Origin of the sequence: Streptomyces sp. MP131-18, assembly GCF_001984575.1 — a bacterium.
GTDB classification, from domain to species: Bacteria; Actinomycetota; Actinomycetes; order Streptomycetales; family Streptomycetaceae; genus Streptomyces; species Streptomyces johnsoniae.
In genome coordinates this window covers 6145614-6159554 of sequence record NZ_LZNS01000001.1, presented here as the reverse complement: position 1 = coordinate 6159554, position 13941 = coordinate 6145614, and the positions used below count along the sequence as shown (strand labels likewise).

General features: G+C 74.7%; 11 protein-coding genes and 1 pseudogene. 9 read left to right on the top strand and 3 right to left on the bottom strand.

What is annotated here, in order from left to right:
• Positions 1–104 precede the first annotated feature (104 nt).
• The 5 genes and pseudogenes from STBA_RS27795 to STBA_RS27775 all read left to right on the top strand — a co-directional run.
• Positions 105–1208, top strand: coding sequence for a sugar ABC transporter permease (locus STBA_RS27795; RefSeq protein WP_253195051.1), 1104 nt, complete (start codon positions 105–107; stop codon positions 1206–1208).
• Positions 1205–2035 carry a carbohydrate ABC transporter permease gene (locus STBA_RS27790; RefSeq protein WP_077061821.1) on the top strand — a complete coding sequence of 277 codons (831 nt, stop codon included), beginning with the start codon at positions 1205–1207 and terminating at the stop codon, positions 2033–2035. Before STBA_RS27795 ends, STBA_RS27790 begins: the two co-directional genes overlap by 4 nt.
• Positions 2036–2083: 48 nt before the next feature.
• Complete coding sequence (locus STBA_RS27785) at positions 2084–3679, top strand: alpha-amylase family glycosyl hydrolase (protein ID WP_077061820.1); 1596 nt, start codon at positions 2084–2086, stop codon at positions 3677–3679.
• 72 nt (positions 3680–3751) lie between these two features.
• Positions 3752–4372, top strand: coding sequence for an L-threonylcarbamoyladenylate synthase (locus STBA_RS27780; protein ID WP_077061819.1), 621 nt, complete (start codon positions 3752–3754; stop codon positions 4370–4372).
• A 183-nt stretch (positions 4373–4555) separates the two neighbouring features.
• A pseudogene (locus tag STBA_RS27775) lies at positions 4556–5623 on the top strand (DUF5685 family protein); the annotation flags it as partial.
• A gap of 244 nt (positions 5624–5867) precedes the next feature.
• On the opposite strand, the gene STBA_RS27770 reads toward STBA_RS27775, so the two are convergent.
• Positions 5868–6845: a pyridoxal-phosphate dependent enzyme gene (locus STBA_RS27770; protein WP_077061817.1), complete on the bottom strand. Its 978-nt coding sequence runs from the start codon at positions 6843–6845 to the stop codon at positions 5868–5870.
• An 81-nt stretch (positions 6846–6926) separates the two neighbouring features.
• Between STBA_RS27770 and STBA_RS27765 the strand changes: the two genes are divergently transcribed.
• Positions 6927–7826 carry a LysR family transcriptional regulator gene (locus STBA_RS27765; RefSeq protein WP_077063661.1) on the top strand — a complete coding sequence of 300 codons (900 nt, stop codon included), beginning with the start codon at positions 6927–6929 and terminating at the stop codon, positions 7824–7826.
• A 48-nt stretch (positions 7827–7874) separates the two neighbouring features.
• On the opposite strand, the gene STBA_RS27760 is transcribed toward STBA_RS27765, so the two are convergent.
• Together STBA_RS27760 and STBA_RS27755 are read right to left on the bottom strand one after the other, a co-directional pair.
• Positions 7875–9326 carry an HtaA domain-containing protein gene (locus STBA_RS27760; RefSeq protein ID WP_077061816.1) on the bottom strand — a complete coding sequence of 484 codons (1452 nt, stop codon included), beginning with the start codon at positions 9324–9326 and terminating at the stop codon, positions 7875–7877.
• Entirely contained in the window at positions 9323–10774 is a 1452-nt protein-coding gene (locus STBA_RS27755; protein WP_107485127.1) for an HtaA domain-containing protein, read from the bottom strand. The genes STBA_RS27760 and STBA_RS27755 overlap by 4 nt, the downstream gene beginning before the upstream one ends.
• A 98-nt stretch (positions 10775–10872) precedes the next feature.
• Here STBA_RS27755 and STBA_RS27750 point away from each other — a divergent pair, with 98 nt between their 5' ends.
• Genes STBA_RS27750 through STBA_RS27740 form a run of 3 tightly spaced genes read left to right on the top strand, consistent with a single transcriptional unit; the run spans position 10873 to position 13912 of the window.
• Positions 10873–11901, top strand: a complete 1029-nt coding sequence (locus STBA_RS27750; protein WP_077061815.1) for an ABC transporter substrate-binding protein — start codon at positions 10873–10875, stop codon at positions 11899–11901.
• Positions 11902–11912: 11 nt separating this feature from the next.
• Positions 11913–13013 (top strand): iron ABC transporter permease, encoded by a 1101-nt coding sequence (locus STBA_RS27745; protein ID WP_077063659.1) that lies wholly within the window; start codon positions 11913–11915, stop codon positions 13011–13013.
• Positions 13010–13912 (top strand): heme ABC transporter ATP-binding protein, encoded by a 903-nt coding sequence (locus tag STBA_RS27740; protein WP_079252210.1) that lies wholly within the window; start codon positions 13010–13012, stop codon positions 13910–13912. The genes STBA_RS27745 and STBA_RS27740 overlap by 4 nt, the downstream gene beginning before the upstream one ends.
• The last annotated feature ends 29 nt before the right edge of the window (positions 13913–13941 follow it).

Here is a 13941-nt window from a genome sequence, read left to right as displayed (position 1 = left end):
GGCGACGGACCGGCAGGCATCCCCCGCGCGGCGGCCGGGCCCCGCGCGACCACCCCCACCGCCGCACGCAGCCGCGCGGGCGGAGAAGCGAACCCGAGGTTGCCGTGAGCGACACTCCCCCGGAGGGCACCCCTTCGGCGGCGGCCGGGCCGCCAGGTGAGGACGACGGCCACACGCTGGCGTACGGACGTTCCAGGCACCATCCGCCGCCCCGCGGTGGACCGGCCGAGGTCGGGCAGCCCGCGGAGGCCGCCGGGCAGCCGCCCGGCGGCCCCGGCGGGCGCTCCCGGCTGCGCCCGCCGCAGCGCTCCGTGCTCGAACGCCGGTTCGCCCGGCTGGGCTGGGCGTTCGCCCTGCCCGGGCTGTTCGTGGTGCTGGCCGTCACGCTGTTCCCCATCGTCTTCTCGGTCGCGATGAGCCTGAGCGACGTCGACGTGTCCGCCGGCGGATTCAGCCTCTCCGGCTTCACCACCGGCCACTACGGGCTGCTGCTCGGCTCGGAACGCTGGCGGCACGCCCTGGTGTTCACCGTGCTGTACACCATCGGCACGGTGGTGGCCGAACTGATCCTCGGCACGCTGATCGCGCTGGTGCTCGAACGGCTCGGCGGCGTCGGGCGGAGCTGGATGATGGCGCTGCTCCTGCTGCCCTGGGCGATGATCACCGTCGTCTCGGCCCAGCTGTGGGCGTACATGTACAACGGCGTCTACGGCATCCTGACGGCCGCGTCGGAGAGCGTGACGGGCGAGCCCGTGCAGTTCCTCGGCACCCGCTTCCCGGCGATCATCTCGATGGCGGTGGCCGACGTGTGGAAGACCACCCCGTTCGTCGCGATCATCGTGCTGGCCGGGCTGATGATGCTGCCCACCGACGTCACCGAGGCCGCCCGCGTGGACGGCGCCGGCGCGTGGACCGCCTTCTGGCGGGTGCGGCTGCCGCTGCTGCGGCCCGCGCTGACCATCGCCGTCCTCTTCCGCATCCTCCAGGCCTTCGGGATCTTCGACCTGCCGTTCGTGCTGACCGGCGGCGGCCCCGGCGACGCCACGGAGTCACTCGCCCTGCTGGGCTGGCATGTGATGTTCACCAACCTCGACTTCGGCCCGGGCGCGGCCGTGGCGGCGAGCACCGCCGCCCTGGTGCTGGTCGGCTGCCTGCTGTTCCTGCGCGCGTTCCGGTCCCAGGTCGGCGAAGAGGAGGCCGGGACATGAGAATCGGCAGAGTCCGACTGACCTGGACGCATCTCGCGGCGCTGCTCATCGCCGCCTTCGTGGCCGCGCCGCTGTACTGGATGGCCGCGTCCTCGCTCAAGGGCCCGGAGGAGATCGGCGCCAACCCGCCCGACCTGTGGCCCCCGAACGCCACCTTCGAGAACTACCGGCAGGCGTTCGTCGACAACAACTTCGGCACCTACCTGGTGAACTCCGTGCTGGTGTCCGTCGTGGCCACGACGCTGGTGCTGTCCCTGAGCGCGTTCGCCGGGTACGCCCTGGCGCGGCTGCCGCTGCGCGGCAAGGCACCGATCATGGTGGCGCTGCTGATGATCTCCCTCTTCCCCACCATCGCGCTCGCCGCCCCCCTCTTCCTGCTGATGCGCGATATCGGGTGGCTCAACAGCTACCAAGGCCTGATCCTCGTATATACGGCGCTGAACGTGCCGTTCGCGGTCTGGATTCTGCGGAACTTCTTCCTCGGGATTCCGAAGGAGATGGAGGAAGTCGCGTGGGTGGACGGTGCCTCCCCGGTACGCACCGTCCTGTCGGTGATCCTGCCGCAGGCCAGACCCGGCATGTTCACCGCGGCGATCTTCACGTTCACCGCCTGCTGGACCGAGTTCCTGATCGCGCTCACCCTGAACACGGCCGACCGGTTCCGGACGATGCCGGTCGGCCTGGCGCTCTTCGGCAGCCAGTTCACCGTCCCTTACGGCACGATCTTCGCCGCCGCGACGGTCTCGGTGCTGCCCATCGCGCTGCTCGTCCTGGTCTTCCGCCGCGCCGTGGTATCCGGCCTGACCGCCGGCGCGGTCAAGGGCTGAACCGCCCTTCTCCAGTGCCCCGTGTGACCCGAAAGGTGCGCCGCCCCCATGCCGTCCTTCCGCCCCGCTCCCGCCTGGCTCCCCGACGCCGTCCTCTATCAGATCTACCCGCAGAGCTTCGCCGACGCGAACGGCGACGGGATCGGTGACTTCGCGGGGGTCACCGAGCGGATCGACCACCTGGCGTGGCTCGGCGTGAACACGATCTGGCTGAACCCCTGCTTCGCCTCCCCGTTCAACGACGCGGGCTACGACATCTCCGACTACCTGTCGGTCGCGCCCCGCTACGGGACCGCGGACGACCTGGCCCAGCTCGTCGACACCGCGGGGCGGCGCGGCATCCGTGTGCTGCTCGACCTGGTGGCCGGACACACCTCCGACCAGCACCCCTGGTTCCGCGCCGCGATCGACGACCCGGCGGACCAGCGGTACATCTGGACGGAGTCCACCGACGGACTGCCGGACAACTTCGTGGCCTCCCCCGGCAGCAGACCGGGCGGCTACCTGCCGAACTTCTTCGAGTCCCAGCCCGCCCTCAACTTCGGCTACGCCCGCAAGGACCCGGCCGAGCCCTGGCGGCTGCCCGTCGGCTCGGAGGGGCCGCGTGCCAACCGGGCGGCGCTGCGCGAGATCATGGACCACTGGCTGCGCCTCGGCCTGGCCGGGTTCCGCGTGGACATGGCGCACTCCCTGGTCAAGGACGACCCCGGACTGATCGAGACCGGCCGGCTGTGGACCGAGCTGCGCACGTGGCTGGACAGCGCCCACCCGCACGCGGCGCTGCTGGCCGAGTGGGGCGACCCGGCCGTCTCGGTGCCCGCCGGCTTCCACTCCGACTTCTTCCTCCAGTTCGGCGGCCCCTCCGACGGCCTGCCGCTGCGCTCGCTGTGGAACAACAACCACGGCACCGTCGCCGAGCACTGGACGCAGCGGCACTGCTACTTCGACGCGGACGGCGGCGGCACCGCCGGTACGTTCGTCACCGCCTGGGAGTCGGTCAACGCCGTCATCGGCGACCAGGGGTTCATCACCCTGCCATCCGCCAACCACGACTTCTCCCGCCTGTGCTGCGGCCCGCGCACCGCCGAGCAGCTGCCCGCGGCGTTCGCCTTCCAGCTGACCTGGCCGACGCTGCCCGCCATCTACTACGGCGACGAGATCGGCATGCGCTACCTCCCCGGCCTGCCGGACCACGAGGGCAGCGTGCTCGGCCCCCGCTACAACAGGGCCGGGTCGAGGACCCCGATGCAGTGGGACGACTCCCCGGGCGCCGGCTTCTCCACCGCGCCCGCCGACCGGCTCTACCTGCCCGTCGACCCCGACCCGGGCCGCCCGACGGTCGCCGGGCAGCGCGCGGACCCGGACTCCCTGCTGCATCTGGTGCGCCGCCTGATCGCGCTGCGCAAGTCCGTTCCCGAGCTGGGCAGCCGCTCCCCCGTCAACGTCCTGCACACCGGCTACCCCCTGGTGTACACACGTGGGGACTGCTACCTCATCGCTGTCAACCCGCGCCGCGAGCCCGCCTCCTACACCCTGGCCGCCCCTGGCCCCGGCGAGGCCAGGCCGGTGGAGACGAACGGCGCCACGCTCAGCGGCCAGGAGGTCACCGTGCCGGGCTTCGGCTTCGGCATCTTCGCCTACTGACCTCACCGACCCCACGATGCCGCCGGCCCACCGGCCCGGCGGCATCGGAAGGGCAGGGCCTAGGCTCGTGGTATGGCGAGATATTTCGACGTGCACCCCAAGAACCCACAGCCCCGCGTCATCGGCCAGGTGGCGGAGATCATCCGGGCCGGGGGGCTCGTCGTCTACCCGACGGACTCCTGCTTCGCGCTCGGCTGCCGGCTGGGCAACGGCGAGGGTCTGGACCGTATCCGGGCCATCCGGAAGCTGGGCGACCGCCATCACTTCACCCTGGTCTGCGCGGACTTCGTGCAGCTGGGGCAGTTCGCCCGGGTGGACAACACCGTCTTCCGCGCCGTCCGGGCGGCCACGCCCGGCAAGTACACCTTCATCCTGCCCGCCACCAAGGAGGCGCCGCGCCGGCTGATGCACCCCAAGCGCCGGACCATCGGCGTGCGCATCCCCGACAACACCGTCGTGCGGGCCCTGCTGGCGGAGCTGGGCGAGCCGCTGATGTCGAGCACCCTGCTCCTTCCAGGCGAGGAGGACGCGCTGACCCAGGGCTGGGAGATCAAGGAACGGCTCGACCACGTGGTGGACGCCGTACTCGACGCCGGGGACTGCGGCGTCGTCCCCACCACGGTCGTGGACTTCTCCGGGGACGAGCCGGAGGTGGTGCGCGAGGGCGCGGGCGACCCGGCGCTTTTCACCTGACGCGCGCCCGAACGGCCCGTTAACCCCTCGCTGTTTCGTACCAGCAACGTATGAGCTGGGCTTTTGCGTCAACAGATCTGACAGGACCCGGCCTCGCCGGGCCACCGGACACCAGGTCGGGGCCATTCCCCCGCCTCTGTCATGATGTTGACCTTCGCGCGATCAGCTCACGGGGGGGCTCACGTGTTCGGAATAATCAGGCCGTGCCGTCATCGGCTGCCGGGGGGCCTCGCGGATGACTGGGTGGCGCACCTGTGCGGCCTCTGCCTGGCGCTGCGCGGCACCCACGGGCAGGCCGCCCGGGTGGCCACCAACTACGACGGCCTGCTCATCTCCGTGCTGCACGAGGCGCAGGCCCCGAAGGCCCCGGCGGCCAGGCGCACCGCCGGCCCCTGCCCGCTGCGCGGGATGCGCACCGCCAGCGTCGCGCGCGGCGAGGGCGCGGCCCTGGCCGCCGCCGTGTCGCTGGTGCTTGCGTCCGCGAAGATCCGCGACCACATCGCCGACCGCGACGGCCTGCTGGCCCGCCGCGGCGTCGCCGCCGCCGCGCGGCGCTTCGCGACCGGCTGGGACGCGGCGGGCAGCCGCGGCGGCGCGCGGATCGGCTTCGACACCGCGGTGCTCACCGACGCGGTCGGCCGTCAGCAGGAGGTCGAGGCCGCGGCCGGGCCGGGCACCCCGGTCCTCGCGGTGACCGAGCCCACGGAGACCGCGACGGCCGCCGCATTCGCACACACCGCACACCTGGCGGGCCGGCCGGACAACGCCCGGCCGCTGGCGGAGGCGGGCCGCCTCTTCGGCCGCATCGCCCATCTCCTCGACGCCGTCGAGGACTTGGCGGCGGACGAAGGGAACGGGGCGTGGAACCCGGTCACCGCCACCGGCACGCCGCTGCCCGAGGTCCGCCGCCTGTGCGACGACGCGGCCCTCGGCATCCGCCTCGCCCTCGCCGAGGCCCGCTTCGACGACGACCGGCTGCTGCACCTCCTGCTCGACCACGAGCTGCGCCGGGCCGTGGACCGCACCTTCGACACGAGCTGCGCGCACCTGCCGCCCGGCGGCGCCCCGCCGCCGACGCGGCGGCGCGGCCCGGTCGCCGGCTGCGCCGTGTGGACCGGGCTGTTCTGCACCGGTCAGGTCTGCTGCTCCGACCCGTACCGCGATCCGTGGACCGGCAGGGAACGCACCGGCTGGTGCCGCCGGGGCGACTGCTGTGACACGTGCTCCGAAGGCTGCCAGTGCTGCAACTGCGGCGGCGATGACGCGAACCGCGGCGAGCGCGGCAGTGACACGGGTGACGGGGGCGGCGACGCCGGCGGGGGCGGCGGAAGCGGGGGTGGCGGCGGAAGCCGGGGTGGTGGGGGCGACGCCGGTGGGGGCGGCGGAAGCGGGGGCGGTGGGGGCGACGCCGGCGGGGGCGGCGGAAGCGGGGGCGGCGGTGGCGGCGACGGGTGCTGCTGCTGCGACTGCTGAGGCAGGACCGCGCCGCCCCGGGTCAGGCGGCCACCGCGCTACAGGCGCGGATCTCCGTCTCGCTGGCGTTGCCGCCGGTGCACATCACCGCGACCCGCTGCCCCGCGAACCGTTCGGGATACGCGAGCAGCGCCGCCAGGGCCGCCGCGCCCGCGCCCTCGGCGAGGGTGTGGGCGTCGCGCATCAGCGTCCACTGGGCCCCGGCGATGGCGTCGTCGTCCACCAGGAGGAAGTCCGCAAGGTGGTCACGCAGGATGCGCTGGGTCAGCTCGAACCCGCTGCCGGTGGCCAGCCCTTCGACCCGGGTGCGGTTGGGGCGGCGCAGCTGCGCCCCGCCGGACCGCCAGGAGTCGTGGGCGGCGGGCGAGGCCGCCGACTGGACGGCGACGACGCGGCAGCCGGGCGCGAGCGCCGCGGCGGCCAGGCAGGCCGCGGCGGCGCCGCTGCCGCCGCCGACCGGGACGATCACCGCGTCGAGCGCGGGCTCGCGGTCGAAGACCTCCAGATAGGCGGTCGCCACCCCGGCGATCAGCTCCGGCTCGTCGGCCGCGCTGACCAGCCGCATGCCGCGTTCGGCGGCGATGCGCCCGGCGTGCACGGCGGCCTCGCCGAGGTCGGCGCCCGCCTCGATCAGTTCGGCGCCCAGCGCCCGGACGGCGTGCGCCTTGGCCGGGTTGGGGCCGGTGGGCATGACGATGACGCAGGGCGCGTCGAAGCGGGCGGCGGCGTAGGCGAGGGACTGGGCGTGGTTGCCGGTGGAGTAGCCCACCACGCCGCGGGCGCGCCCGGCGGCGTCGAGCCCGGCCATCAGCGTCAGGCCACCGCGCACCTTGAACGCGCCGGTGGGCTGGGCGTTCTCGTGCTTGAGCAGCACGGTCGCGCCGGTCGTGGCGTTGAGCGCGGGATAGGACCACATGGGTGTGGGCGGCAGGTGGCCGGCCAGGAGGCGGCGGGCGCGCAGGGCGTCGGTGATGGTCGGCGTTCGCGGCGTGCCAGACATGCCAGCACCGTCCCATACCTGGCCGTATAGATCCAATGCCGGTTTTCTCTGGTTCCATCGACCTCATCTATGCTTCCGGGCATGCTGGACCTCACCCGGCTCCGGGTCCTGGTCGCGGTGGCCCGCGAGGGCTCGGTCACCGCGGCCGCCGAGTCGTTGCACTACGCGCAGCCCTCGGTGAGCCACCACCTGGCGAAGCTGGAGGCGGAGGTGGGCGTCGTCCTGGTGCGGCGCGTGGGCCGCGGGGTGCTCCTGACCGACGCGGGGCGGCTGCTGGTGGCGCGGGCGGAGGAGATCCTCGGCCAGGTGGAGGCGGCGCAGGCCGAGCTGGCGGCGCACGCGGGCCTCGGCACCGGGCGGGTGCGGCTCGCGGCGTTCCCCTCGGCGCTGGCGACGCTGGTGCCGACCGCGGCGGCGCGCCTGGCGGCCGAGCACCCGGGCGTCGAGCTGGCGCTGAGCGAGGCGGAGCCGCCGGAGGCGCTGACGGCGCTGCGCAACGGGAACGTCGACGCGGCGCTGATATTCGACCACGACGATCCGCTGCCGGGCGACCGGCGGAACACGACGACGACGCCCTTGCTCCAGGAGGCGATGTACGTGGTGACGCCCGCGGACGCCACGTGGCCGGGCCCGCGCGCGGAGCTGTCGACCTACGCCGGGGAGAACTGGATCGCCGGGTGCGAACGGTGCCGCACGCACCTGGCGTCGATCTGCGCGCGGGCCGGGTTCGCGCCGCGCATCACGTTCGAGACCGACGACTACGTCGCCGTGCAGGCGCTCGTCGCCGCGGGCCTCGGGGTCGGCGTGCTGCCGGGGCTGGCGCTGCGTGCCCACCGCCACCCGGGCGTGCGCGCCGACCGGCTGCCCGGGGAGCGCAGGCGCGTCTCGCTCGCCGTGTACGGCAGGCCGCCCGCGGCCCTGCCGGTGCAGGCGTTCACCACGGCGCTGACCACGGCGGCCACCGAGCCGCAGGGCTGCTGAGCCCGGGCCCTCCGGCCGGCCGTGCGGCCGGCCGGAGGGCTCAGGGCGTCAGCCCTGGAGGCGGGCGCGGCGGCGCGTGGTCAGGACGACGGCCGCGCCGGTTGCCGCCAGGGCCGCCGCCGCACCGGCGAGCAGCGGGGCGGAGGTGTCGCCGCCGGTCGCGGCCAGGGCTCCGCCCGTGGCACCCGACTGGGGCGAGATGCCGCCTGGTCCGCCGGTGCCGCCTTCGGTGCCGCCGTCCCCTGACCCGCCGAGGTCGGCGTCCTCGGTGAGGGCGAGGGTGGCGGTGACCGGGTCGAGGGCCTCGCCCGGCCCGTAGAAGCCGGCGAACGCCTCGGCGCCCTCGGCGGTGAGGGTGGCGGGAACGGCGTCGAGGGTGATGACGTCGTTCACCGGGCTCGCCGGGGACAGGGCGTCGGCGGCGAGGTCGAGGTCCGCGACGGGGATGGCGTCGTATGCGTCGACCTCGCCGGTCTCGCGGTCCTTCGAGGTGACGTCGGCGACCAGCGTGGCCTCGCCGCCGTCCACGTCGAGGGCCAGTTCGGAGAACGACAGGTCGAGCGCGCCGTCGTGGCCGGTGAAGCGGACCGCGCCGTCGAACGCGGCGTCCAGGGTGCCGGCGTCGCCGTCGGCGGTGCCCTGCGCGTGGGGGAAGCGGTAGCCGTCCGCGATCTCGGCGGCGCCGCCGGTGAGTTCGACGCTGCCGTTCGCGATGGGGCCGGTCACATAGCCGCGGAACGACTCCTTCACACCCCAGTCGAGCCGGCCGTCGTGGATGCCGCCGGCGGCCGGGGCGGGCGTGCCGGGCTCCTCGGGTGCCCCGGGCTCCTCCGGGGTTCCCGGCTCCTCAGGCTCCTCAGGCTCCTCAGGGGTGACGGTCAGGGTGGCCGGGTCCAGTTCGGTGCCCTCCTGGTACATCGGGGCGCCGTTGTACTCGAACGCCTCGGCGCCGCCGGAGGTCAGGGTGGCGGGGATGTCCGCGAAGACCAGCGCCCCGCCCTCCCCCTGACCCGGCGCCACCGCGGAGAGGTCGAGCGTGGCGAACTCGACGTCCTCCGTGGTGGTGCCCGCGACCGTGACGTCCGCCAAGATCGCGCCGCTCTCCCCCTCGGTGACCACACGGAACTCGGAGAGTTTCAGGTCGAGTTCGCCGTGGTGACCCTCGAAGTGGACGCTCCCGTCGAACGCGGTGTCCACCGCGTGGACCGCCGGGTCGTAGGTGCCGGTGCCACCGGTGAAGCGGTAGCTGCCGTCCTCGTTGGTCCGCGCACCGTCGGTGGTCGTCGCGCTCCCGCCCGCGATCGGTCCGGTGAGGTAGCGGCGGAAGGACTCCTTCACGCCCCAGTCGAGCGTGCCGTCGGTCAGGCCGATCGGCGCGGCGGGTGCGGTGTCGTCGGCCAGCGCCTGGCCGCCGAACGAGGTCACGCCGAGCACGGTCGCGGTGGCCGCGGCGAGCAGCAGCCCGCCGCGGCGGACGGGGCGGGGTCTGGTGAGGGTCATGACGGGTCTGTCTCCTTGGGGATTCCGTTGTGCCGAGCGCGGCGGGTGCGGCGCAGGAGGACGTACGCGGCGGCGGCGAGGGCGAGCGACACGCCGGTGCCGGTCGCGATGAGGGTGGTCGGGGTGCCGCCGTCGTCGGCGGGCTCCGCCGCGGCGGGCGCCTCGCCGGGGTCCGTGCCGGGGTCCGCGGCCCTGGGGCTCTCCGCGGCGGCGGGCTCGCTGCCCAGGTCGGGCAGCGGCGGGAGTTCGGCGTCGCCGTCGAGGGCGAAGGCGAGGGTGACGGGGTCCATGGCGGTGCCGGGCGGGTACAGGCCGCCGAACGCGGCGGCGCCCTCCTCCGTCAGCTCCGCGGGCGCCTCGTTCAGCAGGATCAGCCCGTCGCGCGGCGCGGGTCCTGCGGCCTCGAAGGTGATCAGCGGCCGGTCCGCGGCGGGCTCGCCGCCGTCCGTGGTCACGTCGGCGGCGAGCGTTCCCTCGCCGTCGGCCACGGTGACGGTGAAGCCGCCGAGCGTCAGGTCGAGGCCGCTGCCGGTGAACCGCACCGCGCCGGTGAACTCGGCTTCCACGGTGCCGCGTTCGGGGTCGGCGGTACCGGAGGCGGCGGGGAAGCGGAAGAGCGCGCCGCCGTCCTGCGCCCCGTCGGCCACCTGCCACGAGCCCTCGGCGATGGGGCCGGTGACGTACTCGCGGAAGGTGCGGCGCACGCCCCAGTCGACGGCACCGGCCGCGATCGCGCCGTCCGCCGCGTCGGCTTCCCCGTCCCCGTCCCCGTCGTCCGAGGGCTCCGGCTCCGGTTCCGGCTCGGCGGGGGCTTCGGTGTCGGCGGTCAGGGTCACCGGGTCCAGCGCGTCGCCCGCCCGGTAGTACCCGGCGAACGCGGCCGCCCCCTCGGCGGTGAGGGTGGCCGGGATGCCGGTGACCGCGATGGAGGTGCCGCCGCGCAGGTCGACGCCGGTCAGGTCGAGGTCGGCCAGCGGCACCTGGGCGGTCTCGGTGACGACGCCGGTGCCGCGTTCCTTGCTGCGCATGTCGGCGTGGAGCGTGCCGGAGTCGCCGGCGATCCGGACGGTGGGATTGCTGATGGTGAGGTCCAGTTCGTGGCTGCCGTCGTCCTTCCGGTGTCCGGTGAAGTGAACGCCGCCGCCGTATCCGGCCTCGAACGCGCCGGTGTCCGGGTCGTAGCCGCCGCTGGCGGAGTGGAAGCGGAACTGGTTCTCGCCGACGGTGGCCGCGCCGCCGGTCAGTTCGTAGGCGCCGTTCGCGATGGGTCCTGTGACGTACGTCTGGAAGGACGTCTTGATGCCCCAGTCCAGGCGGCCGCCGGCCACGGTGCGTTCGGCCGCCTGCGCGGTGTGGCCGGGCAGCAGCACGAGCGGCAGTGCGAGCGACAGCAGCGCGAACAGGGCGCGCAGGGCGCGCACATGGCGCCGTGGGGTGCTGGGCAGCATCGAAGGCCCCTTTCGGCCGGCCCGGAGCAAGCAACTAAGGTTAGGCTAACCTAATCTATAGTCGGCAAGTCCGTAACCCCCGAAAGGCGGACGAATCAGTGGATCACGGCCCGGGACGCACGCGTCTTCTCCGAACTCTCGCCCTCCTGCCGGTCCTTGCCCTCGTGCTCGCCGGCTGCGGCGGCTCCGCCGGTGCGGGCGGCGCGGGCGGCGCGGAGCAGCGGTCGGCCGCGCCCGCCGCCGACCGGGTCGAGCCGCTGGAAGGACCGGCGCCGACGCCCGCGTTGCCGGTGACCGCGCCCTCCGCGGACGGCACCGAGGTCACCGTGGAGTCCGCGGACCGGATCGTTCCGCTGTCGGGCTCCCTCGCCGAGCTGGTCTGGACGCTGGGCCTCGGCGACCGCGTCGTGGCCCGCGACGTGACCGCCACGTTCGAACAGGCCGCCGGTCTCCCGGTGGTGACGCGTGGCCACGACGTGTCCGCCGAGGGTGTCCTGTCGCTGCGTCCCGACATCGTGCTTGCCGAATCCACCACGGGTCCTGACGAGGCCGTGGCCCAGATCCGGGCCGCGGGCGTGCCGATCGTGGTGTTCGACGCCGCGCTCGGTCTGGACGACATCGCGCCGCGCATCGGGGCGGTCGCCGCGGCGCTCGGGGTGCCGTCGGCGGGCGAGGAGCTGATTGCGCGCACGGCCGACCGCATCGAGGCCGCGCGCGCCGACGTGCCCCGCGCGGGCGACCGGCCGCGCGTCGCGTTCCTGTACCTGCGCGGCTCCGCTTCGGTGTACCTGCTGGGCGGCGCCGAGTCCGGCGCCGGTTCCCTGATCGACGCGGCCGGCGGCGTGGACGCAGGCGCGGAATCCGGCCTGGAACGGGACTTCACGCCGATCACCAGCGAGGCGCTGGCCGCCGCGGCACCCGACGTGATCCTCGTGATGACCAAGGGACTCGAATCCGTGGGCGGCATCGACGGCCTGCTGGAGATCCCCGGCATCGCGCAGACCCCGGCCGGGATGGACCGGCGGGTAGCCCACATCGACGACGGTGTGCTGCTGAACTACGGGCCGCGCACCGACGAGGTCCTTGCCTCGCTGGCCGCGCAGATCCACGCGGACGGCGCGTCGTGAGCCACCCCGCGCTGCGCGCGGAGCGCGGGAAGCGGCAGGCCGCGGCGCCCGCCCCCGCCGGGCCCGCCGCGCCCGCGGCGCCGCGCCGCGGCCGGGTGGTGTGGCTGACCGCGGCGCTCGGCGCCGCGCTGGTGGTGCTCGCGCTGGTCTCCGCCGCCACCGGCGCGTTCCGCATACCGCTGGGCGACGTGCTCGGCTCCGTGCAGCACCGGCTGCACCTCGGCGGGCGGGAGCTCGACCGGGTCGCGGAGAGCGTGCTGTGGAACGTGCGGCTGCCCCGGGTGGTGCTCGCGCTGCTCGTCGGCGCCTCGCTCGGCTGCGCGGGCGCGCTGATGCAGGGCGTGTTCGGCAACCCGCTTGCCGAGCCGGGGGTCATCGGCATCTCCTCGGGGGCGGCCGTCGGCGCGGTCGGCGCCATCGCGTTCGGCCTGGAGTTCCTCGGCACCTGGACGGTGACCGTCTTCGCCTTCGTCTCCGGGCTGCTGACCGTGCTGCTGGTGTACGCGCTGTCGCGCTCGGGCGGGCGGACCGAGGTGGTGACGCTCATTCTCACCGGCATCGCGGTCAACGCCTTCGCGGGTGCCCTGATCGGCCTGTTCATCTTCTTCGCCGACAACGCGCAGGTCACCCAGATCACCTTCTGGCAGCTCGGCTCGCTCTCGCAAGCCACCTGGAGCAAGGTGCTCGCCGTGCTGCCGTGCGCGGCGGCCGGGCTGCTGATCGCGCCCGCCTACGCGCGCCAACTCGACCTGCTCGCGCTGGGCGAACGGCCCGCCCGCCACCTGGGCGTCGACGTCGAACGGCTGCGCATCGTACTCGTCCTCGTCGTCGCGCTGCTGACGGCCGCCGCGGTCGCCGTGGCGGGCGTCATCACGTTCGTCGGGCTGCTCGTTCCGCACCTGCTGCGCATGGCCGCGGGGCCCGGGCACCGGTTCCTGGTGCCCGCGTCCGCGCTCGGCGGCGCGCTGGTGCTGCTGGCCGCCGACCTGGCCGCCCGCACCGCCGCCGAGCCCGCCGAACTGCCGCTCGGCGTGCTGACGGCACTCATCGGCAGCCCGTTCTTCTTCTGGCTGCTGCGCAGGACGCGGCGCAGGCAGGGAGGCTGGGCATGAGGCGCGCGGGACGAGTCCGGAGCGCGCGGGACGCGAACGGCGCGAACGGCGCGCTCGCGCGGCTGTTCGGCGGCCGCGCGGCGGCGGCGGCGTCCGCGCCGCAGGCGCCGGGCGGCACGGCGGCCGAGGCCCGCGCTCTCACCGTCCGGCTCGGCGCCCGAGCCGTGCTGGACGGGGTCGACCTGACGGTGGCCGCGGGCGAGGTGCTGGCGCTGGTCGGCCCGAACGGCGCGGGCAAGTCCACGCTGCTGGCCGCGCTCGCGGGCGACATCGCTCCGGACGCGGGCGAGGTGACCGTCGCGGGCCGGCCGGCGCACGCCTGGAGCGCGCCGGAGCTGGCCCTGCGCCGGGCGGTGCTGCCGCAGGCCGCGGCGCTGTCCTTCCCGTTCCGCGTGGCCGACGTGGTGCGGATGGGCCGCGCGCCGTGGCACGGGACGGCGCACGAGGACGAGGACGAGGCGGCGGTGGCCGAGGCGATGGCGGCCACGGAGGTCGCCGCCTTCGCGGACCGCCCGTTCGCCGCGCTCTCCGGTGGTGAACGGGCGCGCGTCGCGCTGGCGCGGGTCCTGGCGCAGCGCACCGGGCTGCTGCTGCTCGACGAGCCGACCGCCGCCCTCGACCTGCGGCACCAGGAGCTGGTGCTGCGCGTCTGCCGGGCCCGCGCCGCCGCCGGGCGGGCCGTCGTCGTGGTGCTGCACGACCTCGGACTCGCCGCCGCGCACGCCGACCGCACCGCGGTCCTGCACCGCGGCCGGATCGCCGCCGCCGGGCCCCCCGGCCAGGTCTTCGTCCCCGCCCTCCTCGGCCGGGTCTACGACCACCCGGTCGAGGTGCTGCCGCACCCGGAGACCGGCGTTCCGCTTGTGTTCCCCCGCCGACCGGGAAAATCAAGCCAGTGAAACGGGCCGTTTCGGAAAGTTACAACAAA